27 protein-coding genes are annotated in these 23,935 nt (G+C 72.1%); 12 read left to right on the top strand and 15 right to left on the bottom strand.

The window, feature by feature from the left end; all coding sequences use genetic code 11:
- Positions 1-2: 2 nt before the first annotated feature.
- From ACFC0G_RS28260 to ACFC0G_RS28225, 8 genes are all read right to left on the bottom strand, one after another.
- Positions 3-272 (bottom strand): WhiB family transcriptional regulator, encoded by a 270-nt coding sequence (locus ACFC0G_RS28260; protein WP_376408113.1) that lies wholly within the window; start codon positions 270-272, stop codon positions 3-5.
- Between the two features lie 46 nt (positions 273-318).
- The gene (locus ACFC0G_RS28255) at positions 319-1,413 is read right to left on the bottom strand and encodes an LLM class flavin-dependent oxidoreductase (RefSeq protein WP_376408111.1); all 1,095 of its coding nucleotides are present in this window, start codon (positions 1,411-1,413) and stop codon (positions 319-321) included.
- 5 nt (positions 1,414-1,418) lie between these two features.
- Positions 1,419-2,282 (bottom strand): ABC transporter substrate-binding protein, encoded by an 864-nt coding sequence (locus tag ACFC0G_RS28250; protein WP_376408108.1) that lies wholly within the window; start codon positions 2,280-2,282, stop codon positions 1,419-1,421.
- A 93-nt stretch (positions 2,283-2,375) separates the two neighbouring features.
- Positions 2,376-3,128, bottom strand: a complete 753-nt coding sequence (locus ACFC0G_RS28245; RefSeq protein WP_376408105.1) for an ABC transporter ATP-binding protein — start codon at positions 3,126-3,128, stop codon at positions 2,376-2,378.
- Positions 3,125-4,012: an ABC transporter permease gene (locus tag ACFC0G_RS28240; RefSeq protein ID WP_376408102.1), complete on the bottom strand. Its 888-nt coding sequence runs from the start codon at positions 4,010-4,012 to the stop codon at positions 3,125-3,127. The genes ACFC0G_RS28245 and ACFC0G_RS28240 overlap by 4 nt, the downstream gene beginning before the upstream one ends.
- Positions 4,009-5,010, bottom strand: coding sequence for an ABC transporter substrate-binding protein (locus ACFC0G_RS28235; protein ID WP_376408100.1), 1,002 nt, complete (start codon positions 5,008-5,010; stop codon positions 4,009-4,011). The genes ACFC0G_RS28240 and ACFC0G_RS28235 overlap by 4 nt, the downstream gene beginning before the upstream one ends.
- Before the next feature lie 73 nt (positions 5,011-5,083).
- A complete protein-coding gene (locus tag ACFC0G_RS28230) occupies positions 5,084-6,115 on the bottom strand; it encodes an ABC transporter substrate-binding protein (protein WP_376408097.1) in 1,032 nt (343 codons plus the stop codon).
- Between the two features lie 338 nt (positions 6,116-6,453).
- Positions 6,454-6,567, bottom strand: a complete 114-nt coding sequence (locus ACFC0G_RS28225) for a putative leader peptide (protein WP_376408094.1) — start codon at positions 6,565-6,567, stop codon at positions 6,454-6,456.
- 199 nt (positions 6,568-6,766) lie between these two features.
- Between ACFC0G_RS28225 and ACFC0G_RS28220 the strand changes: the two genes are divergently transcribed.
- From ACFC0G_RS28220 to ACFC0G_RS28210, 3 genes are all read left to right on the top strand, one after another.
- Positions 6,767-7,558: an IclR family transcriptional regulator gene (locus ACFC0G_RS28220; RefSeq protein ID WP_376408091.1), complete on the top strand. Its 792-nt coding sequence runs from the start codon at positions 6,767-6,769 to the stop codon at positions 7,556-7,558.
- A gap of 133 nt (positions 7,559-7,691) precedes the next feature.
- The gene (locus tag ACFC0G_RS28215) at positions 7,692-8,390 is read left to right on the top strand and encodes a TetR/AcrR family transcriptional regulator (RefSeq protein WP_376408088.1); all 699 of its coding nucleotides are present in this window, start codon (positions 7,692-7,694) and stop codon (positions 8,388-8,390) included.
- Positions 8,391-8,624: 234 nt separating this feature from the next.
- Positions 8,625-9,212: a hypothetical protein gene (locus tag ACFC0G_RS28210; protein WP_376408086.1), complete on the top strand. Its 588-nt coding sequence runs from the start codon at positions 8,625-8,627 to the stop codon at positions 9,210-9,212.
- Here the strand turns inward: ACFC0G_RS28210 and ACFC0G_RS28205 are convergent, their stop codons facing one another.
- Positions 9,213-10,082, bottom strand: a complete 870-nt coding sequence (locus ACFC0G_RS28205; RefSeq protein WP_376408083.1) for an alpha/beta hydrolase — start codon at positions 10,080-10,082, stop codon at positions 9,213-9,215. It lies immediately after the preceding gene.
- Positions 10,083-10,242: 160 nt separating this feature from the next.
- The gene (ligD, locus tag ACFC0G_RS28200; RefSeq protein ID WP_376408080.1) at positions 10,243-11,280 is read right to left on the bottom strand and encodes a non-homologous end-joining DNA ligase; all 1,038 of its coding nucleotides are present in this window, start codon (positions 11,278-11,280) and stop codon (positions 10,243-10,245) included.
- Between the two features lie 53 nt (positions 11,281-11,333).
- Between ligD and ACFC0G_RS28195 the strand changes: the two genes are divergently transcribed.
- The 4 genes from ACFC0G_RS28195 (at position 11,334) to ACFC0G_RS28180 (ending at position 15,236) form a co-directional block, all read left to right on the top strand.
- On the top strand, positions 11,334-12,392 hold the full coding sequence (locus ACFC0G_RS28195) for an ATP-dependent DNA ligase (protein WP_376408077.1): 1,059 nt from the start codon (positions 11,334-11,336) through the stop codon (positions 12,390-12,392).
- Between the two features lie 67 nt (positions 12,393-12,459).
- Complete coding sequence (locus tag ACFC0G_RS28190; RefSeq protein ID WP_376408074.1) at positions 12,460-12,639, top strand: hypothetical protein; 180 nt, start codon at positions 12,460-12,462, stop codon at positions 12,637-12,639.
- 126 nt (positions 12,640-12,765) lie between these two features.
- Entirely contained in the window at positions 12,766-13,017 is a 252-nt protein-coding gene (locus ACFC0G_RS28185; RefSeq protein WP_376408071.1) for a hypothetical protein, read from the top strand.
- Positions 13,018-13,133: 116 nt separating this feature from the next.
- Entirely contained in the window at positions 13,134-15,236 is a 2,103-nt protein-coding gene (locus ACFC0G_RS28180) for an MDR family MFS transporter (protein WP_376408068.1), read from the top strand.
- A gap of 141 nt (positions 15,237-15,377) precedes the next feature.
- Here ACFC0G_RS28180 and ACFC0G_RS28175 read toward each other — a convergent pair whose 3' ends face one another.
- On the bottom strand, positions 15,378-15,830 hold the full coding sequence (locus ACFC0G_RS28175) for a YchJ family protein (protein ID WP_376408065.1): 453 nt from the start codon (positions 15,828-15,830) through the stop codon (positions 15,378-15,380).
- Positions 15,831-15,943: 113 nt separating this feature from the next.
- Here ACFC0G_RS28175 and ACFC0G_RS28170 point away from each other — a divergent pair, with 113 nt between their 5' ends.
- Positions 15,944-17,287, top strand: a complete 1,344-nt coding sequence (locus ACFC0G_RS28170) for a 6-phospho-beta-glucosidase (RefSeq protein WP_376408062.1) — start codon at positions 15,944-15,946, stop codon at positions 17,285-17,287.
- A gap of 101 nt (positions 17,288-17,388) precedes the next feature.
- Positions 17,389-19,281 (top strand): M64 family metallopeptidase, encoded by a 1,893-nt coding sequence (locus ACFC0G_RS28165; RefSeq protein WP_376408059.1) that lies wholly within the window; start codon positions 17,389-17,391, stop codon positions 19,279-19,281.
- 90 nt (positions 19,282-19,371) lie between these two features.
- On the opposite strand, the gene ACFC0G_RS28160 is transcribed toward ACFC0G_RS28165, so the two are convergent.
- The 3 genes from ACFC0G_RS28160 to ACFC0G_RS28150 form a co-directional block, all read right to left on the bottom strand.
- Positions 19,372-20,178 (bottom strand): SAM-dependent methyltransferase, encoded by an 807-nt coding sequence (locus ACFC0G_RS28160; protein WP_376408056.1) that lies wholly within the window; start codon positions 20,176-20,178, stop codon positions 19,372-19,374.
- Positions 20,179-20,251: 73 nt separating this feature from the next.
- Complete coding sequence (locus ACFC0G_RS28155; RefSeq protein ID WP_055640502.1) at positions 20,252-20,488, bottom strand: DUF397 domain-containing protein; 237 nt, start codon at positions 20,486-20,488, stop codon at positions 20,252-20,254.
- Entirely contained in the window at positions 20,489-21,361 is an 873-nt protein-coding gene (locus ACFC0G_RS28150; protein WP_376408053.1) for a helix-turn-helix transcriptional regulator, read from the bottom strand.
- A 262-nt stretch (positions 21,362-21,623) separates the two neighbouring features.
- Between ACFC0G_RS28150 and ACFC0G_RS28145 the strand changes: the two genes are divergently transcribed.
- The 3 genes from ACFC0G_RS28145 to ACFC0G_RS28135 are packed head-to-tail and all read left to right on the top strand — an operon-like array spanning position 21,624 to position 23,345.
- Positions 21,624-22,073: an ATP-binding protein gene (locus tag ACFC0G_RS28145; protein WP_376408050.1), complete on the top strand. Its 450-nt coding sequence runs from the start codon at positions 21,624-21,626 to the stop codon at positions 22,071-22,073.
- Positions 22,074-22,078: 5 nt separating this feature from the next.
- Positions 22,079-22,600: a hypothetical protein gene (locus ACFC0G_RS28140; RefSeq protein ID WP_376408047.1), complete on the top strand. Its 522-nt coding sequence runs from the start codon at positions 22,079-22,081 to the stop codon at positions 22,598-22,600.
- A 34-nt stretch (positions 22,601-22,634) separates the two neighbouring features.
- Complete coding sequence (locus ACFC0G_RS28135; RefSeq protein ID WP_376408044.1) at positions 22,635-23,345, top strand: class I SAM-dependent methyltransferase; 711 nt, start codon at positions 22,635-22,637, stop codon at positions 23,343-23,345.
- A gap of 64 nt (positions 23,346-23,409) precedes the next feature.
- Here the strand turns inward: ACFC0G_RS28135 and ACFC0G_RS28130 are convergent, their stop codons facing one another.
- Complete coding sequence (locus ACFC0G_RS28130) at positions 23,410-23,778, bottom strand: zinc ribbon domain-containing protein YjdM (protein ID WP_376408042.1); 369 nt, start codon at positions 23,776-23,778, stop codon at positions 23,410-23,412.
- Positions 23,779-23,935: the final 157 nt, after the last annotated feature.

Raw genomic sequence — 23,935 nt, 5'->3', positions numbered from 1 at the left:
GTTCAGCGGCTGCCCTGCTGCCGCTTGAGCCGCACGCGCTCCTTCTCCGAGAGCCCGCCCCACACCCCGAACCGCTCGTCGTGGGCCAGTGCGTACTCCAGGCACGCCACGCGCCCCTCGCACGCCCCGCACAGCTGCTTGGCCTCGCGCGTCGACGAGCCGGGGGCCGGGAAGAAGAACTCCGGGCCCGCCTGGGCGCACAGGGCGTTCTCACGCCAGGAGAAGTCGGGAGCGGTCAGCGCGTCGGTCAGCGCGTCGGTCATCGTCTGCATGACCTACACGTTGCCTGCCTGCCGTAAACAGGCCATCAACGTTCGATCAATGGCGGATACCCAGCGCCGGGAGGACCGTCTCGGCCACCCGGTACGCCTCCTCCAGGAGCGGGTTCCCGGACAGGATGAACGTGTCGACGCCCAGCTCACGGTACTCCTGGAGGCGCTCCACGACCTGGGCCGTGGAGCCGACGACCGCCGTTCCCGGGCCGGGCCGGAAGAGTCCCATGCCCGGCCAGAGGTTCGGGTGCGTCTCCAGTTCGCGCGCCCGCGCGGGGACCCGCCCGCCGTGCTGCCGGAACTGACGCTGCCAGCCGACGCCGTCCTCGCCCGCCCGCTCGCCGAGCTGCCGGGCGTACGTCGCCTCGCTGGTGACGTCGAGCAGCCGGTCGGCCGCCGCCCAGGCCTCGTCCTCGGTGTCACGGACGATGAGGTGGAGCCGGAGACCGATCCGGAGGGTCCGGCCGTGGGCCGCGGCCCGGGCCCGTACGTGGTCGAGCTTCTCCTTCAGCAGGTGCGGGGGCTCGCCCCAGGTGAGATAAACGTCGACGTGCTCGGCGGCCATCTCGATGCCGGGCGCCGAGGATCCGCCGAACCACAGCGGGACGTGCGGCTCCTGGACGGGCCGCAGGTCCCGGAAGGAGGCGCCCGCGTCCTTGAGGTCGTAGAAGCGGCCCTTGTGGTCGAAGACCTCCCCCGCCGTGAGCCGCTTGACGATCGACCAGTACTCGGCGCTCAGTTCGTAGCGCTCGTCGTGCTCGACGTGGAGTCCGTACTCGCGCAGCGACGAGGTGGAACCGTTGACCACGTTGAAGCGGAGCCGGCCGCCGAAGAGGTTGTCGAAGCTGAGCGCCATCTTGGCGAGCAGGGTCGGGGCGATCAGGCCCGGGTGGACGGCCAGCAGCGGCTTGAAGCGGGTGCTCGTGGAGGCGGCGAGCGCGGAGCCGAGGGGCCAGACGTCGTAGAGGTCGGTGGCGAGCAGCGCCCCGGTGTAGCCGAGGCGCTCCACGGTCCCGGCGAGCTGCGTGAGGTAGCCGAGGTCGACGGGGCGGCGGCCGGCCGGTTCCCAGGGGTAGGCGCCTTCGCGCGGGATGATGTACCAGAGGACTTCGGGTGCCGCGTCGGGTGTCTGGGTGGTCACGGCGATCAGGCCTTCCGGGGCAGGGCGTCGGCGACGGTGATCGCACGGTCGATGAATCCGGTGCGGTGGAAGATGTCCGCCGCCTGCTGCTGCTCGGCGACGAACTCCTCCGTGACCGCCTCGATCGTCCAGGGGAGGGCGCGCAGCGCCGTCTCCCAGTCGTCGACCGTGCCGCCCTGGTCGGCGGCGGCGATCTCGGCGGCCTCGCGGGGATGCGCGGCGGCCCAGTCGTCGGCCCTGCGGAGCGCGCGGGTGAGCGCCTCGACGAGCTCGGGCCGCTGCTCGGCCAGGTCACGGCGGGCGAAGAAGACGGACCGGTCGGTGATGACCTCGCCGGTGCGGACCAGGGTGCGCAGCCCTCCGGTGCGGCGCGCGGCGGCGAGCTCGGCGCCCTGCGCGACCCAGGCGGTGATCTCCCCGGAGCGGAGCTTCTCCTCGCTGGCGGAGTCGCCGCGTACGGGCGTGATGTCGGTGGCGTACGAGAGCCCGGCGTCGTCCAGGGCCTTGGCGACGAGGTGCGTCTGCCAGGAGCCGACCGCGAGGTGGACGGTGCCGCCCTTGAGGTCGGCGACGGTACGGACCGGGCTGTCCTCGGGGACGAGGAGGGCGCCGTGGTCGGGCCGGGGGGCGGAGACGGCGGTGTAGACGATGTCGTGGCCGGCGGCCTGCGCGGTGACGGGCGGGGTGGATCCGGTGCCGCCGAAGTCGATGGTGCCGTCGGCCAGGAAGGCCCCGGTGCGGACGCCGTCGGTGTACGGGTGCCAGGTCACCGTCTCGCCGAGGGCGGCGAGCTCCTCCTCCGCGTAGCCGAGGCGGGAGAGGTGGTAGAGGGAGGGGTTGCTGCGGTGGACACCGATGGTGACGGTCATGCGGGGGCTCCTTCTGGGCGGACTGCGCGTTCTTCGCGGACTGGGCGGACTGGGCGGACGGGAGGGTGGGGGTGTTCGGCTACGGGCTACGGGCTACGGGGAGGTGTGGACGCCGAGGTCCGCGAGGAGGCGGCGACGCAGGGCGACGAAGGCCGGGTCGCCCGGGTCACGGGGCTGGGCGACGGTCACGGGCTCGTCGGTGACGAGCCTGCCGTCGCGCAGGACGGCGACCCGGTCGGCGAGGCGCACGGCCTCGTCGACGTCGTGGGTGACGAGCAGCACGGCGGGGCGGTGGATCCGGCGCAGCTCACCGACCAGGTCCTGCATGCGGAGCCGGGTCAGCGCGTCGAGCGCGGCGAACGGCTCGTCGAGGAGGAGGAGTTCGGGCTCGCGTACCAACGCCCTGGCCAGCGCGACACGTTGGGCCTCGCCACCGGACAGGGTGGCCGGCCAGGCGTCGGCATGACGGTCGAGGCCGACCTCGGCGAGGGCCCGCAGGCCGGTCGCCCGGGTCGCCGCGCCGCGCGGCAGGCCGACGGTCACATTGGCGAGGACCTTCTTGGAGGGGATGAGCCGGGGCTCCTGGAAGACGATCGTGCGGGCCGCGGGGACGAGCGCCTCTCCCCCGTCTGCGCCGTCGAGGCCGCCGAGGATGCGGAGCAGGGTCGTCTTGCCGCTGCCGCTCGCTCCGAGCAGGGCGAGGAACTCGCCGCGCGCGAGGGTGAGATCGAGGCCGTCGAGGACGGGGCGGGTGTCGAAGACCCGTCGCAGGCCTGTCACGTGTACCGCCGTGCCCGTGATCGTGGGCGTGGGCGTGGGCGTGTTGGTGGTGGTGGTCGTGGTCATCGGGTTCCTCCCCCGGGGCCCGCCGTGCGCCAGGGCATGAGGATCCGCTCCAGTCCGCGGACGAGGACGTCGGCGGTGAGGCCGAGGAGTCCGTACACGAGGATGCAGACGGCGAGGATGTCGGTGCGGGCGTAGCTCTGGGCCTGGGACATCAGGTAGCCGATGCCTTCGGTGGCGTTGATCTCCTCGGCGGCGATGAGCGCGATCACGCTCAGCGTCATGGAGAGCCGCAGTCCGGCGAGGAGCGAGGGCAGCGCGCCGGGCAGCACGACCTGGCGGACGATCGCGAGGCGGCCGAGGCCGAAGCTGCGCATGGCCTCGACGAGCTTGCGGTCGGTGTTGCGGACGCCGCCGGAGGTGGAGACGTACATGGGGAAGGTGGTGGCGACGGCGATGAGCAGGATCTTCGCGGTCTCGTTGATGCCGAACCACACCATGAAGAGCGGGACGAGGGAGAGGAAGGGGATGGTCCGCAGGGTCTGGAGGGAGGAGTCGAGGAGTTCGTCGCCGAGCCGGGTGAAGCCGGTGGTGATGCCGAGGGTGAGCCCGGCGGCGAGGCCGATGACGAGTCCGATGCCGGAGCGGGTGAGGGAGGTGGCGAGCGCGTCCGGGAGCTGACCGTTGCCCCACAACTCCCCTACGGCGTCGAGGACTTGCGGCGGTGACGCGAGGACGTCGGGGGTGAGGAGGCCGGTGGCGGAGGAGATCCACCACAGGGCGAGGAGGGCGACGGGGCCGAGGGCGCGGACGGTGACGGAGCGGGCCCGGGAGCGGGGGCGCCGGACGGGCGGGCGGGGCGGGACGAGTCCGGCGGTCGAAGCGGGTGCAGTGGGTGCCGTGGGCTCTGTGGGCGCCGTGGGCTCTGCGGTCGTCACGCTCGTCATGACAGCTTCTCGATGTCGAGGAGGTGGGCGGCGATGTCGACCTTGTTCGGAGTGACCTTCTGGTCGGCGTAGAACTGTGCGACGGTCTCGAACCGCTTGATGTCCTCGGCGCCGATCGGGTCGACGGTGCCTCCCTCGCGGGTGAAGCCGATCTGGACCTCCTTCGCCTTGCCGTTGACGGCCGTGGGGCCTGCGTCGGTGAAGACGTTGAGGTAGGCGGACGGGTCCTGCTTCTCCTTGGCGCTGTTCTCGTGGAGGTAGCGGTAGAGCGCCTTCACGACGTCGGGGTGCTGCGTGGCGAACTCCGAACGGACCGCGTTGAGGCTGTAGTTGTCGGAGCCGATCGCGGTGCCGTCGGCGACGAAGTGCGCCTTGCCGGAGCCGATCTCGGCGACGGCGTAGGTGGACCAGACGGCCCAGGCGTCGACCTGGCCGGCGTTGAAGACGGCGGCGGTCTGGTCGGGGCGCAGATACACCCGCTCGACCTTGTCGGCGGGGACTCCTGCCCGGGCCAGGGCCTTGAGCAGCAGGTACTCGCCGGTGCCGCCCTTGTTGACGGCGACCTTGCGGCCGACGAGGTCCTTGACGGAGGTGATGTCCGAGCCCTCGCGGACGAGGATGCCCTCGCCGACGGGGTCGGGGTCGGTGGCCGTGAAGAAGGCGAAGCCGGGGCTCTGGGAGAGGGAGGTGATGCCGGAGGTGATGGAGCCGGTCGCGATGTCGAGCTGGTCGGCGTTCATGGCCTGGGCGGCGGGGGCGAACGGGCCGGCGCTGCCGGTCCAGGCCACCTTGGCGCCGACGGCGGCGAGCGCCTTGTCGAGGGTGCCGTCCTTCTTGCCGCGGGCGAGGACGCCGGCGTTGCCGGGATCGGGGATGCGGACGGTGACGGTGCCGTTCGCTCCCTTCGACGACTCCGCTCCTGTCGTGCCGCCGCAGGCGGTGACCGTGGAGAGGGCGGCGAGGGCGGCCAGGGCGGCGAGCGGGGTGAGTGGGCGCATGGCGGTCGTCCTTCTCGGAGGCGGGTCGGGGCGGGGGTGGGGGTGGTACGGGCGAGGCGGCGGCGCCTCGGTGTTACGGGACGGGGTGCGGGGACCGCTGCCCGGTGGCCGCGGCGAGGAGACGGGCGCGGCGCAGCGGCTCCGGGTCGGCCCAGGCCCGTACGTCCACGGCCTCGGGCAGGAAGCCGTGCGCGCGCAGCGCCTCCTCCTGGCGGGCGAGCAGGTCGAGCCGGGTGGCCGACAGGTCCGGGTGGAGGGTGCGGTGGGTGCCGGGCCGGTAGGCGCCTGCGACGCCCTCGGCGCCCGCGCCGGTCTCGGCACCGAGGATGCGGGCGACCTCGGCGGGCTCGTCGGCGGCCCAGTCGGCGGCGCGGAGCAGGACGGCGAGGAAGCGGGCGACCAGCTCGGGATGCTCGTCGAGCAGGTCCTGGTGCACGGTGAGGGGGCGCGGGGTGCCGTTGTTGACGCGGTGCGCGGGGTCGGGGAGCTCGTCGAGTTCCACGGCGACCTCGGCTCCGGCGCGGCGGGCCGCCTCGACGGCGAGGGCGCCCTTCACGTAGACGGCGTCGACGTCGCCGCGGCGCAGTGCGGCCAGCTCGGCGGCCCACTGCCCGGAGTGCCCGTCGGCCGGTACGTCGACGAGGACGGCGTCGGCGAGTCCGTACCCCGCGGAGGCGAGGACGCCCTCGAAGCCGCGCAGGGCCATGGCCCGCCAGAAGTCGATCGGCACGGAGTGACGGGGCACGGCGAGCCGGAGGCCGCGCAGGGCGGCGGCTCCGCGGACCGGGGAACCGGGGGCGACGAGCACGACCTGACGCTCCTCGATCCACGTGAGGCCGACGAGCCGGGTGCGCTCGCCGCGTGAACGGGCCCACAGCGCGGGCACGTTGCCGCCCTCGCGGAAGAGTCCGGGAAGGGCGTGGGTGAAGTGGGTGGCGCGGTCGGCGCCGGGTTCGGCGTCCTGGAGCGAGCGGACGGCGATCCCGTCCGGGGCGAACTCCCCGGCCAGCCAGCCGCGGTCGGCGGCGACGCCGGTGGCGGTGGGGACCGGGCAGCGGGTGAACCAGAGCGTGTCGGGGACGCGGGCAGGGGGCGCGGAGGTCATGGAGGGATTCCCGGGTGTGGTGGGTCGGAGGGGCCCGACCGGCGAAGGCGGCCGTCGCGACGGCGCGGGGGCGGGCCGCTCGGTGACGTGACGGGTGAGAGGGGCGGGGCGACCCGCGGGCCGGGAGCACCGGCGCGGCGGGCCGCGACACGTACGACAGGCGCGACGACGAGGGGGTCAGCGCGGCGAGTGCGCGTCCAGCCCGTACCGCGCACCGATTCGCACCGGAGGACGGTGTGCGAGACGGCGGCGTGCGGGACGGCGGCGCAGGGGAAGACGCCGTGCGGAACGACGGCTCGTGGGACGACTGCTCGTGGGACGGCGTCGTGCGGAACGGCTCAGCGACAGGTGGCGGCGGCGACGCGCGCCAGGTCGATGTGGCGGCGCCGGGTCAGGGACGGCGCCACGGGAGAGGCGACGGGCGTGGACTGGGCGGTACGTCGTCCGTTCATCGCTGGCCTGCTCCCTCCGGCTCGGTGCCGCTGTGTGGTGTTGGCCGGAACCCTGCCATGGAAGCTCCGCCTCTCACAACTCGACTCCCACGATGTGGGATTGCGTATGAACAGAGTGTTTCCGACCCCGTTCTCCACCCGATTCGGCTCCCGCCATGTGGGAGCGTGGGAGCCCGATCACCCACGGGGAGCGAACCCTATGACGACCGAGGCCGGCATCGCCCGACCCCCGGCGGGCGCCCAGGCGGTCCGCCGCGCACTGGACGTGCTGCACTGTTTCCACGACAACGGGCCCGATCTGAGCGCCTCCGACCTCGCACGCCGGCTCGCGCTCTCCACCTCCACGGCGCACCGGCTGGCGCGGACCCTGCTCGGAGCGGGCTTCCTGGAGCAGGACGCCCGGACCGCCCGCTACCGGCTCGGCCCGGCGATGACGGAGCTGGGCCGGCTCTCGTACCACCAGCGGGGGCTGCACCTGGCCACGCCCGAGCTCGCCGATCTGGCCGAACGGACGGGCGCGACGGCCGACTTGGCGCTGCGGAGCGGACCGCACGTGGTGATCGTGGCGGGCGGTTCGGTGACGCCGAAGGTCGGCCTGCGCCGGCCGCTGCACTCCACGGCGCTCGGGAAGGTCCTGCTCGCCTGGCCCCGCGCAGGCGAGGGCGGCCCCCGCTCCCTGCCGCCGCTGCCCGCGTTCACCGAGCGGACGATCGTCGAACCTCCCGCGCTGACAGCCGAGTTGACGCGCGTACGGGAGGCGGGGTACGCCGTGAACGACGGCGAGTCGGCGCACGGGGTGCGGACCGTGGCCGTACCGGTCCTGGAACGGGCGGGGCACGCGCGGTTCGCCCTCGCGGTCCGCGCGACACCGGAGCTGATCACCGACGCACGGCTCGACTGGTACGTGACACAGGCACGGTCGTGCGCCAGGGCCCTGGAGGTCCTGCTGCTCACCCCGACGGAACGACGGGACCCCGCAGAACGCACCTGACGTCTCCCGCCTCGCCCCGGAGCCTCGCCCCAGAGCCTGGCCCCGGAGTCCCGCCCCGGGGCCCCGCCCCGAGGGTGCGGCACGCGGACGCACGGAGATGTCCGCACGGTCGTGCGTTCAGTACGATGGGGGCATGAGCGGCAGCACGGGAAGCACCACCACGGGGACCGGCGCGCGCGCCCGCTCCGGCGCCAAGGCGGACGGACGCGTCGAGCGCGGCAACCAGACGCGACGGCTCGTGCTCGGCCGGACGATGGACATCGCGTCCGTCGAGGGGCTCGAAGGCCTGTCCCTGGGCCGTATCGCGACCGAGCTGGAGCTGAGCAAGAGCGGCGTCTTCGCGCTCTTCGGTTCGAAGGAGGAGCTCCAGCTCGCCACCATCAGGGCCGCCGTCGCCGTCTTCGCCGAGCAGGTCGTCACCCCCCTCAAGGACGTGCCGCCGGGGGCGCCGCGCGTGCGCGCGCTGTGCCGGAACTGGCTGACGTACTCCTCGGACCGGGTCTTCTCGGGCGGCTGCTTCTTCTACGCGGTCTCGGCCGAGTTCGACGCCCGTACGGGTCCGGTCCACGACGCCGTGGCCCGCGCCCGCCTCGACTGGACCGCCTACATGGAGCGGACCCTGTCGGAGGCGCGGGCGGTGGGGGACTTCACCGAGGACATGGACGTGGAGCAGCTGGCCTTCGAGGTGATCGCCCTCATGGAAGCGGCCAACGCCCAGTCCGTACTGCTCGGCGACACGCGCGCGTACGGCCGCGCCGAGCGGGGCGTCACGGCCCGGCTGCACTCCTCGGCCACGGACCGGGGCCGCACGGCGCTCGCCGCGTCCGCCTGAGCCGTAACCCCTCCCGAAACCGCTGGCGTTCGCCGCTTTCCGACCCGCTCCACACCGCGCGGGCATACTGTCACCAGGATTCGGAACACTGGGCGTGACGACCATGTACCGCAACAAACGCTGCCTCCTGGCCAACGCTCACGTGATAGGGACAGTGTTCAGCACCCGCCCGGGAGCTTCGTCTACCAGCCGGAGCCGGACTACGACTCCGATCCGGAATGGGACATCCTCGGAGTGTGCGACGGCACCTTCGAGATCATCCGCCATTACGGGGCCGGGGTCCCGACTCCCCTGTTCTACAATCGGTACGATTTCGCGTGGTGCGAGGTTCCCGATGCCAGCGAGACGACTCAGGACCTGACCTCGAACACCGTCCACGGGATTTACCAACAACAAAAGGAGCTCGAAATCCGGAGGGAGCCCGTCCAGGGCGAGACGGTGAAATGGGTGGGCCAGAAGACAGGCCAGGTCCAGGAATCGACCATCGTGACCGTCCACGGCTACGGCGTGGCCAACAACCACTGGCCCGTCCCTCCGGGCCACAGCAGTTGGACAGATCTCCTCCGGATCAATTGCGAGTCGACCACACTCGGCGTGGCCGCCAGATTCGTGGGGGGCGATTCAGGTGCCGCCCTGATCGCCGCGTCGGACAACAGGGTCGTCGGCCTCATGTCCTACGGCTTCGAACGGGCCGGGACGGACTTCCTCGCCACCCGTATCCCCGAGGACGATCCCCCCACCGGCGTGAGCCGGCAGGGCATGAAACTGCGGTCACCTCTCGAGGTCGGCCCGCACGGCGGGCCGGCGCCGACCCGGCGGTGATCACGACACCGGCGAGCTGACGGCCCCGGCCGTCACGAACTCCACGACCTCGGCCACCACTCCCGGATCCTTCAGGATGCGGCGGTGGCCGAGGCCCCGGGTGACGACGAGCCGGGCCCGGTCGCCGTGGGCGCGGGCCAGGCGGCGGGCCTGGACGACCGGGACCATGTCGTCGCCCTCGTCGTGGAACAGCAGGACGGGGAGGTCGAGTTCGGCAGGTGACCCGTCGGCGTCGAACCGGTCCCAGATCCCGGGCTCGCCCGGCGCGACCCGGCGCTCGACGTACGCACGCATACGCCGGACCACCAGCTCGTCGACGCCGAGGCCGGCCCGGAAGCCCGCCATCAGCATGGTGAAGGACGAGACGCCGCCCAGCCCCACCAGGCGGCCGGCGCGGACGCCGTCCCGGAGGGCCAGGTGGGCGGCGAGGACGCCGAAGGAATGGGCGACGACGGCGTCGAAGTCCCCGTGCTCGGCGTGCAACTCCCGGATGATCGCCCGGTATTCGATGATGTTGCTCGCCCTGCCCGAGGACTCGCCGTGGCCCGGTGCGTCGAAGGCGACGGGGCTGTAGCCGCGCTCGACGAGGGCCTCGGCGAAGGCGGTGAGCCGCGAGGCGCGCGAGGACCAGCCGTGCACGAGCAGGACCGGCCGGCGCCCGTCACCCCAGGCGTACGTGACGACGTCCTTGCCCCGGACGCGGAGGTGTCCCGTGCGGGCGGCGGCGAAGAGCGCCTGCTCCTCGGGCCGCTGCCGCGCCCGGCCGAGCGGGCGGACGAAGAGGTGGAAGGCCAGGCGCCCGGCGGACTCCGGGGTGACGCGGGCTGCGGTGTTCAGGACGGTGCGTACGAGCGGGGCCATCGGGTACATGCCGGATCTCCTCGGTCGGCCTGGATACACAAAAAATGCTAGCACGACCGTTCGTGTTGTTTTAAGGTCGGAACGACGGGGCGGGCCGGCCCCCACCCGGAACGGGCGGGCCCGCCCCGTCGCACCGCAGCGCACCCCGTCACCGCCCCCGCCCACACGTTCACGCCTCTTCGGGCGACTCCGGCTCCTTCTTCGCGCGGCTCGGCTGGACCCGCTTCGGCTCGCCCGGCATCTTCGGGTACTCCGGCGGATACGGCAGGTCGCCGAGCCCGTGCTCCGCCTCGTCCCGCCGGGCCAGTTCGAGCAGGGACTCCAGACTGAAGCGTTCGTCGTCCATGTCGGCGTGGATGTCGCCGAGTTCGGCGTACCGGACCTGCATCGTCCTGATGTCGAAGTCGCGCGGCACCGCGTCGTCGATCTCGTCCCACCGCAGCGGCGCCGAGACGGGCGCGTGCGGACGCGGGCGTACGGAGTACGCGGAGGCGATGGTCCGGTCCCGGGCCGTCTGGTTGTAGTCGACGAAGATCTTCTCCCCGCGCTCCTCCTTCCACCACTTGGTGGTCACCCGTTCCGGCATCCGTCGCTCCAGCTCCCGGCCGCAGGCGATGGCCGCCCTTCTGACCTGCGTGAAGGTCCAGTCGGGTGTGATCGACACGAAGACGTGGAGCCCCCGGCCGCCCGAGGTCTTCGGCCAGCCGCGCAGCCCGTGCTCGTCGAGGACGGAGCGCAGCTCGTGGGCGGCTCGGACGGCGTCGGCGTACTCCGTGCCGGGCTGCGGGTCGAGGTCGATGCGGAGCTCGTCGGGGTGGTCGGTGTCCTCCCGCCGTACCGGCCAGGGGTGAAAGGTGACGGCGCCGAGGTTGGCGGCCCAGAGCACGGCGGCCGGCTCGGTGGGGCACATCTCGTCGGCCGACCGGCCGCTGGGGAAGGTGATGTGGGCGGTCGGGATCCAGTCGGGCAGGTACTTGGGGGCGCGCTTCTGGAAGAAGGACTCGCCGGTCACCCCGTCGGGGTAGCGCTCCAGGGTGGTGGGCCGGTTCCGCAGGGCGCGGGTGATGCCGTCACCGACGGTCAGGTAGTAGGTGACCATGTCGAGCTTGGTGTAGCCGGGCTCGGGGAAGTACACCTTGTCCGGGTTCGAGACCCGCACGGTCCGGTCGCCGACTTCCAGTTCCACCGCTGCTGCCTTGCCTGCCATGCGGGTCAGCCTAGGGTTCGCCGACAAGTCCCGCATACCGGACAATCGTCCCCATGGATCTGCCGGTGATGCCGCCCGTGAAACCGATGCTCGCCAAGTCCGTGAAGCGGATTCCGCCCGGCATGCAGTACGAGGCCAAGTGGGACGGCTTCCGGGCGATCGTCCACCGCGACGGGCCGGAGCTCGTCATCGGCAGCCGTACCGGCAAGCCGCTCACCCGCTACTTCCCCGAGCTGGTCGAGGCGCTCGCGGCCCGGCTGCCGGAGCGCTGCGTGGTCGACGGCGAGATCGTGATCGAGCACGACGGCCACCTCGACTTCGACCGGCTGAGCGAGCGGATCCATCCGGCCGACTCCCGGGTCCGCATGCTGGCGGAGACCACTCCGGCGCGGTTCGTCGCCTTCGACCTGCTGGCCCTCGGGGACGACTCGCTGCTCGACGTGGGGCTGAGCGAGCGACGGGCGGCCCTGGAGCGGATCCTCGACGGGGTCGACGCCCCGGTCCATCTGGCGCCCGCGACCCGGGACGCGGAGGTCGCCGCGCGCTGGTTCGAGCAGTACGAGGGCGCGGGGCTCGACGGCGTGATCGCCAAGCCGCTCGATCTGCCGTACCGGCCGGACGCCCGCCTCATGTACAAGATCAAGCACGAGCGGACGGCCGACGTGGTCGTGGCCGGATACCGCTTCCACAAGAGCGGACCGGTCGTCGGCTCGCTGCTGCTCGGTCTGTACGACGACGGGGGCGTCCTCCAGCACGTCGGCGTGTGCGCGGCCTTCACCGCCGCCCGGCGCGCCGAACTCGTCGAGGAGCTGGAGCCGCTGCGCATGGATCCGCCGGACGGGCACCCGTGGGCGGCGTGGGGGGACGAGTCCGCGCACGCGGGGGCGCGGCTGCCGGGTGCGCCGAGCCGCTGGTCGGGGAAGAAGGACCTCTCGTGGGTGGCGCTGCGGCCGGAGCGGGTGTGCGAGGTCGGGTACGACCACATGGAGGGCGACCGCTTCCGCCACACGGCCCAGTTCAAGCGCTGGCGCCCGGACCGGACGCCGGAGTCGTGCGGCTACGGGCAGTTGGACGAGCCCCTCTCGTACGACTTGGCCGAGATCTTCTCGTAGACCGGGCACGGAATCGCCGTGGAGGGAAGGCGCCGGAACCGCGAGTGAGATGCTTCACATCCGACGGATGATCAGTCCTCCCCAACCCGCCCCCATCGGCAACCTGTTCGACGAACAATCGAGCGACGACCGGAGCCGGTGCGCGGTGCGGATGCTGCCGATCAAGCCCGTACCTGCGGGAACGCGGACGCCCGCGGGCGGGGTGCGCGCGCGGGCCGCTCCCCCGCCGGCCGCGCTCCGCGGCTGAGCGCCGCCGTGTCGTCGCCGCGCCGCGACACGCCCGGTCCGGAACCGGCACCGCGATCCGGTACGTATGAAGAGAGAGACCTCCGCGCTCTTCCCGCACCCTTCCCGGACCCGCAAGGATTGCCCCGTGATCGCCTCGCCGTCGCCCCTCGTCCCCGTCCCGATCCCCGACAGCGTGGCCGCCCTGATCGGCGCCTGTCTCCCGCTGCACGTCCTCCAGGCCGAGGTCGACGCGGACTGCGCGGCGCGTGAGGTGTACCGGTTCCGGGGGCCGCTCTGCGCGGAGGACCGGGCGGACCGCGAGCACGCCCTGGCGGCGCTGGCGCGGGCCAACAAGATCCTCGCCAAGCACCATCCCCAGCTGCCCGTCATGCCCTGACAGGCCGGGCCCCTGACGGCCCGGGCCGTCGGAAGCCTCCGGCTCCTGACGGTGGGGTACACCTGTTCGGCCGTCCCCCGCATGCATGAGGCCGGAGGCGGTGTGACGCTGCGAAGGTGACCACGACCAGCGACGCAGTGCCCGCGCCCCCGGCCGCCACCGAGCCACCCGTGCTCGACAAACGCCGCCGCAACATCGTGTTCGGCACGATCATGCTGGGCGTCCTCCTCGCCGCCCTCGACCAGACGATCGTCGGCACGGCCCTGCCCACGATCGTCTCGGATCTCGGCGGCGCCGCCCACATGTCGTGGGTGGTCACCGCCTACCTGCTCGCCGAGACGGTCGCGACCGTCCTCGTCGGCAAGTTCGGCGACCTCTTCGGCCGCAAGGTGATCTTCCAGATCTCGGCGATCATCTTCATCACCGGCTCGTTCCTCTGCGGACTCGCCACGAACATGACGCTGCTGATCGTCTGGCGCGGCCTCCAGGGCATCGGCGCCGGTGGCCTCATGGTCACCTCGATGGCGCTCATCGCCGATGTGATCCCGCTGCGCGAACGCGGCAAGTACCAGGGCGCGATCGGGGCCGTGTTCGGTGTCTCCACCGTCATCGGCCCGCTCCTCGGCGGTCTGTTCACCGACCACTTGAGCTGGCGCTGGGCGTTCTACGTCAACGTGCCCATCGCGATCCTGGTCGTGATCGCCGCCGCCCGCACGATCCCCTCCGTACGCTCCGCGAGCCGCCCGGTCATCGACTACGCCGGCATCGCGTTCGTCGCCGCGGGCTCCAGCGCCCTCATCCTGGCGACCAGTTGGGGCGGCAACGAGTACGCGTGGACCTCCGGCGTCATCATCGGGCTCTTCGTCGGCGGCTTCGCCTCCCTCGCCCTGTTCTGCTGGGTGGAGACCCGGGCGGCCGAACCCATGCTGCCCATGAGGCTGTTCTCCAACCCGGTCTTCACCGTCTGCTCCGTGCTGAGCTTCGTCGTCGGCTTCGCCATGCTCGGCGCGATGACCTTCCTGCCGACCTATCTCCAGTACGTCGACGGGGACTCGGCCACCGTCTCCGGCATCCGCACCCTGCCCATGGTCGTCGGACTGCTCATCGCCTCGATCTTCAGCGGCAACGTCGTCAGCAAGACGGGCCACTACCGGATCTTCCCGATCGTCGGCTGTGCGGTGATGGGCGTCGGCCTCTATCTGCTCTCGCTCATGGGCCCGGAGACCAGCACCTGGCTGGAGTCGCTCTACATGTTCGTGCTCGGCGTCGGCATCGGCCTGTGCATGCAGGTCCTGACCATCGCCGTGCAGAACACCGTCGAGTACGCCGACCTCGGCACCGCGACCTCGGGCGTCACCTTCTTCCGTACGCTCGGCAGCTCCTTCGGCACTGCCGTCTTCGGCACGATCTACGTCAACTCCCTCAAGCCCAACCTGACGGCGGGGGTCGGCGAGGCGGCGGCGATCGCCGGGAGCCTCGGCATCGACCCGGCCGGCCTGGCGAAGGCCGCGCAGAGCCCGGCCGGGGTGCACGGCCTGCCGGACGAGGTCGCCGAACCGATCGTCCGCGCCTACGCGGACACCCTCCACACCGTCTTCCTCTGGACGGTGCCGGTCGCCGCGATCGGGTTCGTCGTGGCCCTCTTCCTCAAGCAGGTGACGCTGCGCGACTCGGCGCGGGCCTCCGCCCCCGACATGGGCGAGGGCTTCGCCTCCCCCACCACGTCCGGCGACTCGGCGAAACTCCTCGAACTGTCCGTCGGCCGGATCCTGCGCCGTATCGACCTCGACACCGCCCGGCGGATCGTCGGCACGTCCGACACGCGGCTCGACACGGCGGGGGCCTGGGCGGTGATGCAGGTCGAGCTCTTCACCCGGACGGTCGGGCACGCGAGCCTCGGTCTGATCGCGGCCGGACGGCGGGTGCCGCCGGAGGTGCTCGTGCCGGTCTTCGAGCGCATGGTCGACGAGGGCTTCCTCACCCGGGACGGCAATCTCTTCTCGCACACCCCGGCGGGCGAGCGCGAGGCGGGGGTGATCACCCGGGCCTGGGGCGACTGGCTCTCCGACCGGATCGAGCAGGAGCGCGGCCGGCCCAGCGGTCCCGAGCTGCGGGTGGCGACGGACGCCATCGCCAAGAGGGTCGTCGCCGAGGACCTGGCGAGCGGACTTCCGGCGGGGCGGTCCGGGGACGACCGGACGGTATCCGTGACGCGGTGACGCCGCCGTACGTGAGGCGGGGGCGTCGCCGTTCATGAGGCGGAGGCGTCGCCGTACATGAGGCGGAGGCGTCGCCGTGACGCGGTGAGGTGGCCGTACGTGAGGCGGGGGCGTCCCCGTCACGCGGAGGCGTCGCCGTCCCTAGTCGGTGTCGGTGACGTCGCCGTCCACGTACACCCAGGCGCCCTCGTGGCGGGCGAAGCGGCTCCGCTCGCGCATCGCGCCGGGCTCGCCGCCGTGGACGTAGGTCGCCGCGAAGGTGACGGTGCCGTGCTGGTGGAAGGCGGTGCCGTCCGTGGCCCCCTGGATCTCCAGGCCCGTCCAGCGCAGGGCCGGGTCGAAATCGACCTCACCGGGACGGGTCTCCGGCGCCCACGTCCGCAGCAGGTACGCCTCGTCGCGGACGACGAAGGCGCTGTAGCGGGAGCGCATGAGCAGCTCCGCCGTCGGCGCCGTGCCCGCCGTACCGCTGTGGAAGCGGCCGCAGCACGCGCCGTACACGGCGCCGAGGCCGCAGGGGCAGGGGGAGTCCGCGGTGACGGCCGGGGCAGCGGGGGCCGGGGACGTACGGGGGCGGGTCTTGCGTCGGGACATGCCGCCATTCTCCCCCAGGGGCACGCCGACGCCGCGCCCGGCATGTGGACGCCGCCGTGGACGCTCGCCCGTCGACCCGCTGCCCGGCGCGTGCGCCCGAGTAGCGTACGGGCATGAAACTGACGATTCTCGGAGGCGGCGGATTCCGGGTGCCGCTGGTGTACGGCGCTCTCCTCGGCGACCACGCCGAGGGGCGGGTCACCCACGTCACGCTGTACGACCTCGACGAGGGCCGCCTCTCGGCCGTCGCCAAGGTCCTCGTGGAGCAGGGCGAAGGGGTGCCGGACGCGCCCGTCGTGACGGCGACGACGGACCTCGACGAGGCGCTGCGCGGGGCCGACTTCGTGTTCTCCGCGATCCGGGTCGGCGGCCTGGCGGGCAGGGCGGCCGACGAGCGGATCGCGCTCGCCGAGGGGGTGCTCGGCCAGGAGACCGTCGGGGCGGGCGGGATCGCGTACGGGCTGCGGACCGTGCCCGTCGCGGAGCACATCGCCCGCAGGGTCGCCGCAGTCGCCCCCGACGCCTGGGTCATCAACTTCACCAACCCCGCCGGGCTCGTGACGGAGGCCATGTCCCGGATCCTGGGTGACCGGGTCGTCGGCATCTGCGACTCCCCCGTGGGCCTGGGCCGCCGCGTCGCCCGCGTCCTCGGCGCGCATCCGGACGAGGCGTGGATCGACTACGTGGGCCTCAACCACCTGGGCTGGCTGCGCGGTCTGCGGATCGGCGGCCGCGACGAACTCCCCCGGCTCCTCGCCGACGAGGAGGCGCTCGGCTCCTTCGAGGAGGGCAGGCTCTTCGGCCCTGAGTGGCTGCGATCGCTGGGCGCCGTCCCCAACGAGTACCTGCACTACTACTACTTCAACCGGGAGGCGGTGCACGCCTACCGGACCGCCGAGCGCACCCGCGGCGCCTATCTGCGCGACCAACAGGCCGGTTTCTACGAGGAGATGGGCAAACCCGACACGCCCGCCCTGGACACCTGGCACCGGACGCTCGCCGACCGCGAGGCCACCTACATGGCCGCCAACCGCGAGGCCGCCGGCATCGGCGAGCGCGCCGAGGAGGACCTGGAGTCGGGCGGGTACGAGAAGGTGGCGCTCGCCCTCATGCGGGCGGTCGCCCGGAACGAGCGGGCCACGCTGATCCTCAACGTCCGCAACGGCTCCACGCTGGCCGCGCTCGACGCGGACGCCGTGATCGAGGTCCCCTGCTTCGTGGACGCGAACGGCGCCCATCCGGTGTCGGTGGCGCCGCTGCCGTACCACGCCGTCGGTCTCGTGACCGCCGTGAAGGCGGTGGAGCGGGAGGTGCTCGCCGCGGTGGAGAGCGGCTCACGGGCGACGGCGGTCAAGGCGTTCGCCCTGCATCCGCTGGTCGACTCGGTGGCGGTGGCCCGGCGGCTCGTGGAGAACTACACGGCGGAGCACGCCGGCCTGGCCTATCTGCGGCACTGAGCAGTACTCAACCGACGCGGAGCGTTCACGGCACCGTCGCGGAACAGTACGGCTGACGAACATCTTTACGGGATCGGGGGCGCGGCCTAGGCTCGCGCCCCATGACCTCACAGCGTCGCAAGGGAGCACGAAGAGGCCTGGCCCGCCTCGTCGCGGTGTGTCTGCTGGCCGTCGGACTCGTGGGAACGGGACCGGCGGCCGCCGAGACCCCGACGACCACCGGCGGCCCGGTCGTCGTCCCCGTCCAGACGACCGGCCCCGCGGACCGCCGGTTCAACCTCGTGTTCATGGGCGACGGCTACACGGCCGCGGAGATGCCGGCCTTCCGGGCCGACCTGGAACGGCATCTGAACACGCTGTGGAGCATCGAGCCGTTCGCCTCGTACCGCTCGTACGTCAACGTGTGGGCGGTGGAGGCCCCTTCGGCCGAGTCCGGCGTGGACTGCGACCCGGGCCTGACGGCCCCCATGCGCGACACCGTGCTCGACATGGGCTTCTGGGGCGGCTGCAACCCGGGCAGCGTGCAGCGGCTGCTCACCGTCGACAGCGCGAAGGCCGGCGCGCTCGCCGACCTCGTCCCGGGCACGAGCCGCGCCAACCGGCAGATCGTCGCCCTCGCCCACAGCTCCACCTACGGTGGGGCGGGCGGGAGTTACGCCACGGCCTCCGGAGGCAACGCGCTCTCCTCCCTCATCACCCCGCACGAGATAGGCCATTCGCTCGGCGGCCTCCAGGACGAGTACGACTACTACGGACGCGGAGTGCCGGGCGGGACGTACTCCGGCCCCGAGCCGGGCTCCACCCACCACACTCTCCTGACAGAGGATCAGATGCGGTCCCAGCAGGCCAAGTGGTGGCGCTGGCTCGGCGAGAAGAGCGAGTCCGGCGGGGTCATCGGCCGCCACGAGGGCGGCCTGTACACCACGAAGGGCGTCTGGCGGCCGAGTCGTCACTCCCTGATGAAGACCCTCGGCTACGCCTTCGACCAGGTGGAGCGCGAGGTGATGGTCCGCGCCATCTCCGCGAAGGTCGACCTGATCCAGGACCACACGCCCGACGCCGAGCCGATCGGCGCGGACCGGACCGTGTGGGTGGACACCCTGCACCCGGTCGGCGGTGAACTCGCCGTGACCTGGCGCCTGGACGGGCGCGAGCTCACGACCCGCGGCGCGCGCACGGTCGACCTGCGGAAGATGGACCTCTCCCCCGGCACGCACACGCTCACGGCGACGGTCACCGACCCGACGCCCTTCGTCCGCGACCCGGCGGTCCGCGCTTCGACGGCGCTCACCCGCACGGTCGACTGGACGGTGGACACCTCCCTCACCACCCGGAGGACGCCCGTGGATGCCGCGTTCACCGGGCACACCCCCACCGGCGACCCGGTCGGCGCGCGGACGGTCGTCCACGCGGACACCACACACCCGACGGACCGCACCCCGGCCGTGCACTGGCGTCTGGACGGCCGGCCGGTCCACCCGACCACCCGCAACGACCGTGACCTGAACCTGGGTTCGCTCCGCGTGACACCCGGGACGCACACGCTGACGGCCCACATCCCGGGCACGGACGAGGAGTTGAGCTGGACGGTGGACGCCCGCGCGGCCACGTCCTCGTACGAACTGTCCACGCCGCTGCGCACCGTGCGGCGCCCCGGGCTCCCCGTCGAGTACGTCTACGACGGCCCGTTCACGATGCGGCTGACCGCGCGGGACGACCGGGACGGCGCCGTCGTGAGCCAGTTCCGGGTCGACGGCGACGGCTGGTACACGTACTACGGCTGGCCGACGGACGCCGACGCGCCCTTCCGCTTCACGCCGAGCGGCACGGTCATCGACGACCTCGTGTACGGGAAACTGGGCCGGAGCCGGGCGGTGCCGTGGGACGACGCCACCCCGGACTACGGGACGCACACGGTCGAGTACCGCACGATCGACGCCGCCGGCAACGTGAGCCCGGCGCGGAGCTTCCGGGTGACACTGGTCGCCCCCTAAGCGGCGACCGTCGGATCAGGCGCTGCACACAGGTGAAGGCCCGCGGACCTCGGTCCGCGGGCCTTCGTGCCGCACTGTTCAGGGATCTCGTCAGGGCTTGCGGGCCACGGCGGCCCACCCCGGGATCGGGTCGTCGCCCTGGACCGGGACGGGCTCGCCCAGCTCCGGGTGCCACTCGGCGGTGAGCGAGACGCCCGGGTCGACGAACTCCAGGCCCTCGAAGAACGCGGCCAGCTCGTCGCGCGAGCGGGGCCGCAGGGTCAGCCCGCGCGCCTTGTACATGGCGCTCGCCTTCGCCGCGCCCTCGGGGTCGAAGTCCCCGGTGACATGGGAGAGGACGAGATAGCTGCCCGGCGCGAGCTTCTCGACGATCTTGGCGACCAGGTCGTAGGCACCGTCCTCGTCCCCGACGAAATGCAGCAGGGCGAGCATCGACAGGGCGATGGGCTGGTCGAAATCAAGGACCTTTCCGGCCCTTTCGAGGATGGTCTCGGGGTCACGGGCGTCCGCCTGGATGTACTCGGTGGCCCCTTCCGGGGTCGAGCGCAGCAGCGCGGCCGCGTGCGCGAGCACGATCGGGTCGTAGTCGCAGTAGACGATGCGGGACTCCGGCGCGGCCCCCTGCGCGATCTGGTGCAGGTTGGGCTCGGTCGGGATGCCCGTACCGACGTCCAGGTACTGGCGGACGCCGTGGGCGCTGAGCCAGCGGATGGCGCGGTGCATGAAGGCCCGGTTGACGCGGGCCATGTCGCGGCCCCGGGCGTCGACGGTGAGCAGCTGCTTCGCCATCGCCTCGTCGACCGGGTAGTTGTCCTTGCCGCCCAGGAACCAGTCGTACATGCGCGCCGGATGCGGCTTGCTGGTGTCGATCCGTACGGATGCGGGGTCCTGGGTCATCGGCTCTCCTGGTCGGGACGAACGGGTGGCACTTCAGCAAGAGTTACGCGACGGAACGGGCGGGGCGGAAGGGTCAGGTGAGCAGAAAGTCAGCCTGACCGGATTTGGCCCCCTGGATGAAAGCGGCGATCTCCCCGTGGGTGTAGATGAGCGCGGGTCCTTCAGGGTCTGCGGACTGTCGCACGGCGACTCTGCCGTCGGCCAGTTTCATGGCCTCCACGCAGTTGCCCCCGTTCCCGCCGCTCCAGGGCTTGTGCCAGCCATCGGCACCGAGCTCAGCGGCGGGCATGCCGTTGTATATGCGATCCATTCACAGCTCCTTGCGGAGGTCCCGGAGGATCTCCTTCGTGCGTTGTGCAGTCGCGGCCTGAGCCGCCATGCGGTCCATGACCTCCAGGTGGGATGCCACCTCGGGGCGCGCGTCGAGGTAGACCGCGCCGGTCAGGTACTCGCTGTAGACCATGTCCGGGAGTTCGGGCATGGCGAAGCGGAAGAGGACGAACGGTCCGTAGGTGCCGGGGTGGTGGCCGGACGCGAACTCCGCGATCTGCAGGGTGACGTTCGGCAACTCGGACGCTTCGAGCAGCCGGTCGAGCTGGTCGCGCATCACTTCGGGCCCGTCACCGACCGGTCGGCGGAACACCGTCTCGTCCATGATCACCCAGAACTTCGGGGCGTCCTCCCTCGTCAGCAGGGACTGGCGCTCCATCCGTAGGGCTACATGACGCTCGGCGTCCTCGTCCTTGCCGGCATCGCTGCCGCCGACCGCCCCGCTGCGCAGAATGGCTCGGGCGTAGGCCTCGGTCTGCAGGAGACCGGGGACGAACTGGGGTTCGTAGGCCCGGATGAGGCTGGCCGCCCCTTCCAGGCTCACGTACATGGAGAACCAGCCGGGCAGCACGTCGTGGAACCGCTGCCACCAGCCGGGGAGGTTGGCCTCCTCCGTGAGGGCGACGAAGCCCTCCGCCTCGGCCTCCGTGATCCCGTACTCCTTCAGCAGGAGCTGGACGTACGGAACCTTCAGCGCGACCTCGGCCGTCTCCATGCGCCGGACGGTGGCCGGGGCCACCCGGAGGATCTTGGCCGCCTCTTCCCTCTTCAGGCCGGCCCGCTCGCGCAGATCCTGCAGCCGCCTGCCGAGAACAACCTGTCCCACCGTGGGGGCGGACCGCGGCTCGCTCACTCTCAGACCTCCCCGACGCACTGTTTCGACGAGTGTGCCACGAAGCAAGGCCGTAGAGAACACAGCACTCTGCAATTTTCAGAGTGCCACTTGCCAAGTGTCCGAGTCAGGAGGACAGTGTTCCGGTGAACCAGTACACGCTGCCGTCATGCGCCACCGCGCCATGGAGGCAGCGCCGTACGGCACTCCTGCCCACTGTTGTGAGGAACCGGTCGTGGCTTCTGGTAACGCGCAGCCTTCAGGTCTCATGAGCCCTCGAGTCATGGCCCAGCGCCCAGAACCCCGGACCGATACCGGCACCCCCGCCGACGGCGTACGCCGCTTCGCCTTCGAGCTCCCGGCCCTGACCGCGTCGGTCGCGCGGGCCCGCCGGCTCGCGGAGGAGCGGCTCATTCTCTGGGGCTGCGGCCCCGAGATACGTGACACCGTCGCCCTGGTCGTCTCCGAGCTCGTCACCAACGCCGTGGTCCACACCGCGAGCGGCCGGGTGATCTGCGAACTCCGCGAGGGCGAGGACACCTTGCGCATAGCGGTGCGGGACGAGGGCGGCGCGGCGGGACCGCGGATGCGCGACTGCGGCGAGGAGGAACGCGGCCGCGGACTCCTCATAGTCGACGCGCTGTGCACCGCCTGGGGCGCCGACCGCACCGGGCACGGCACGGCGCAGATCGTCTGGGCGGAGCTGGCCCACGGCATGGGGGAACCATGCTGAGGTCGATGGCCACCCTCTTGATCCCCCGCTCGGCCCGCAAGCCGCCGGAGAACCCCACCGTCCCGCGCCAGCGCGGCGCCGCGGACCCCAGGGGACCGCACGGCAGGACGGTCGGCTCCACGTCACCCGGCTCCGGCGCCCTCGACTCCGCAGAACTCGGCGCGACCCGCCTGGCCGTCCCCGTGGGCCTGCACACCGGCCTCGGCTTCGACGCCGTCGGCGTCCCCGCCCGCTTCGGCTTCAAGATCCTCTCCCGCCTCCCCGCCAAGGGCTGTGTCTACGCCGACACCGACTGGTGGTGGTGGCTCGTCCCGGCCGGCTCCGACCTGGACCTGACCTGGCCGCTGCCCGCCTGTTACGCGCCGGGCGCCGAGGTCCCGGACCGCGGCCCGCGACTCGTCCACCACCCCGACGGCACGTCCCCCTACACGCCGCCGATCCCCCTGTACCTGCTGGTCTGCCAGCTCACCGGCATCGCCCCGGCCTGGTCCAGGCCCCCGGCGCCCCCCGTGCGCAGTGCGCTCTGACACGTACGGGCAGTGACGGCATAGGCTCGGAACCATGTTCACCCCGCAGGGCCCCAGCCTCCGTGAGCTGACCGTCCAGGCCCTCTCCTCGGTCGAGCACGGTTACGACCTGCTCGCGAACAAGTTCGACGCGACCCCGTTCCGCACCTCCGACCGGCTCCTGAGCGCGGTGTCCGACGCCCTGGAGGAGCTCGGCCCCTTCGACTCGGGGCTCGACGTCTGCTGCGGCACCGGCGCCGGACTCGGCGTCCTCCGCTCCGTGTGCGCGGGCCGGATCACGGGCGTCGACTTCAGTACGGGCATGCTGACCCGGGCACGCGGCGCCCACCCCGCTGCGGCCCTGGTCCGCGCGGACGCCCTGGCCCTGCCGTTCGCCCCGGTCTTCGACCTCGCGGTCAGCTTCGGCGCCTTCGGCCACTTCGTCCCGGACGCCCAGCGCACGCTCTTCGCCCAGGTCCACGCCTCGCTCCGCCCGGGCGGCACCTTCGCCTTCCCCCTCCCGGCGCCGCCCCAGGTCGGCTCGCGCCTCTACTGGACGCTGTGGGGCTTCGACGCCGCGATGCGCGTCCGGAACGCGCTGTGGCACCCGCGTTTCGTCATGTACTACCGCACGTTCCGCCTCGCGGACGTCCGCACCCGCCTGGAGGAGACAGGCTTCGAGGTCGCTCTGACCCCCCTCGAAGCCCTGGGCCACCGAGCCGACGGCAGCCCGCACTGCCGCCTGGTGGTGGCCCGAAAGCCCTAGCCGACGCACGACGGCCCCCCGCATGCCGGCCGTGCCGGGCCGTCGCCGTCGTCAGGGCCTCGGGTCAGGCCTTCTTGACCACGCTGGACTTGAGCTGCATGGCACCGAAGCCGTCGATACGGCAGTCGATGTCGTGGCCGTCGACACCGTCGACCAGCCGGATGTTGCGCACCTTCGTGCCGGCCTTGATGCCGGAGGGGTTGCCCTTGACCTTGAGGGCCTTGACGACGGTCACCGTGTCGCCGTCGTTGAGCACGTTGCCGACGGCGTCCTTGATCACGCTCTCGCCGCCCGCGTCCGTACCGCCACCGTCCGTCGCCCCGTCGGCGGCCGGGACCCACTCGTGGCCGCACTCCGGGCAGACCACCAGGTTGTTCATCTCGTACGTGTACTCGCTGGAGCACTGGGGACAGGGAGGAAGGTTCTCGATCACTCCCCCAGGATAGGCGCCAACCGCCCGCCGTCCCGGCCGCCCGCTCGCCCTGTGGAAAACGAGAAGTGCCGGTCGATACGAGATCGACCGGCACTTCTCTTCGGTGTCCGAGGGGGGACTTGAACCCCCACGCCCGATAAAGGGCACTAGCACCTCA

Source organism: Streptomyces sp. NPDC056169, from assembly GCF_042268445.1.
In the GTDB taxonomy this organism is placed as follows: Bacteria; Actinomycetota; Actinomycetes; order Streptomycetales; family Streptomycetaceae; genus Streptomyces.
This window is presented reverse-complemented; position numbering and strand designations above follow the sequence as displayed.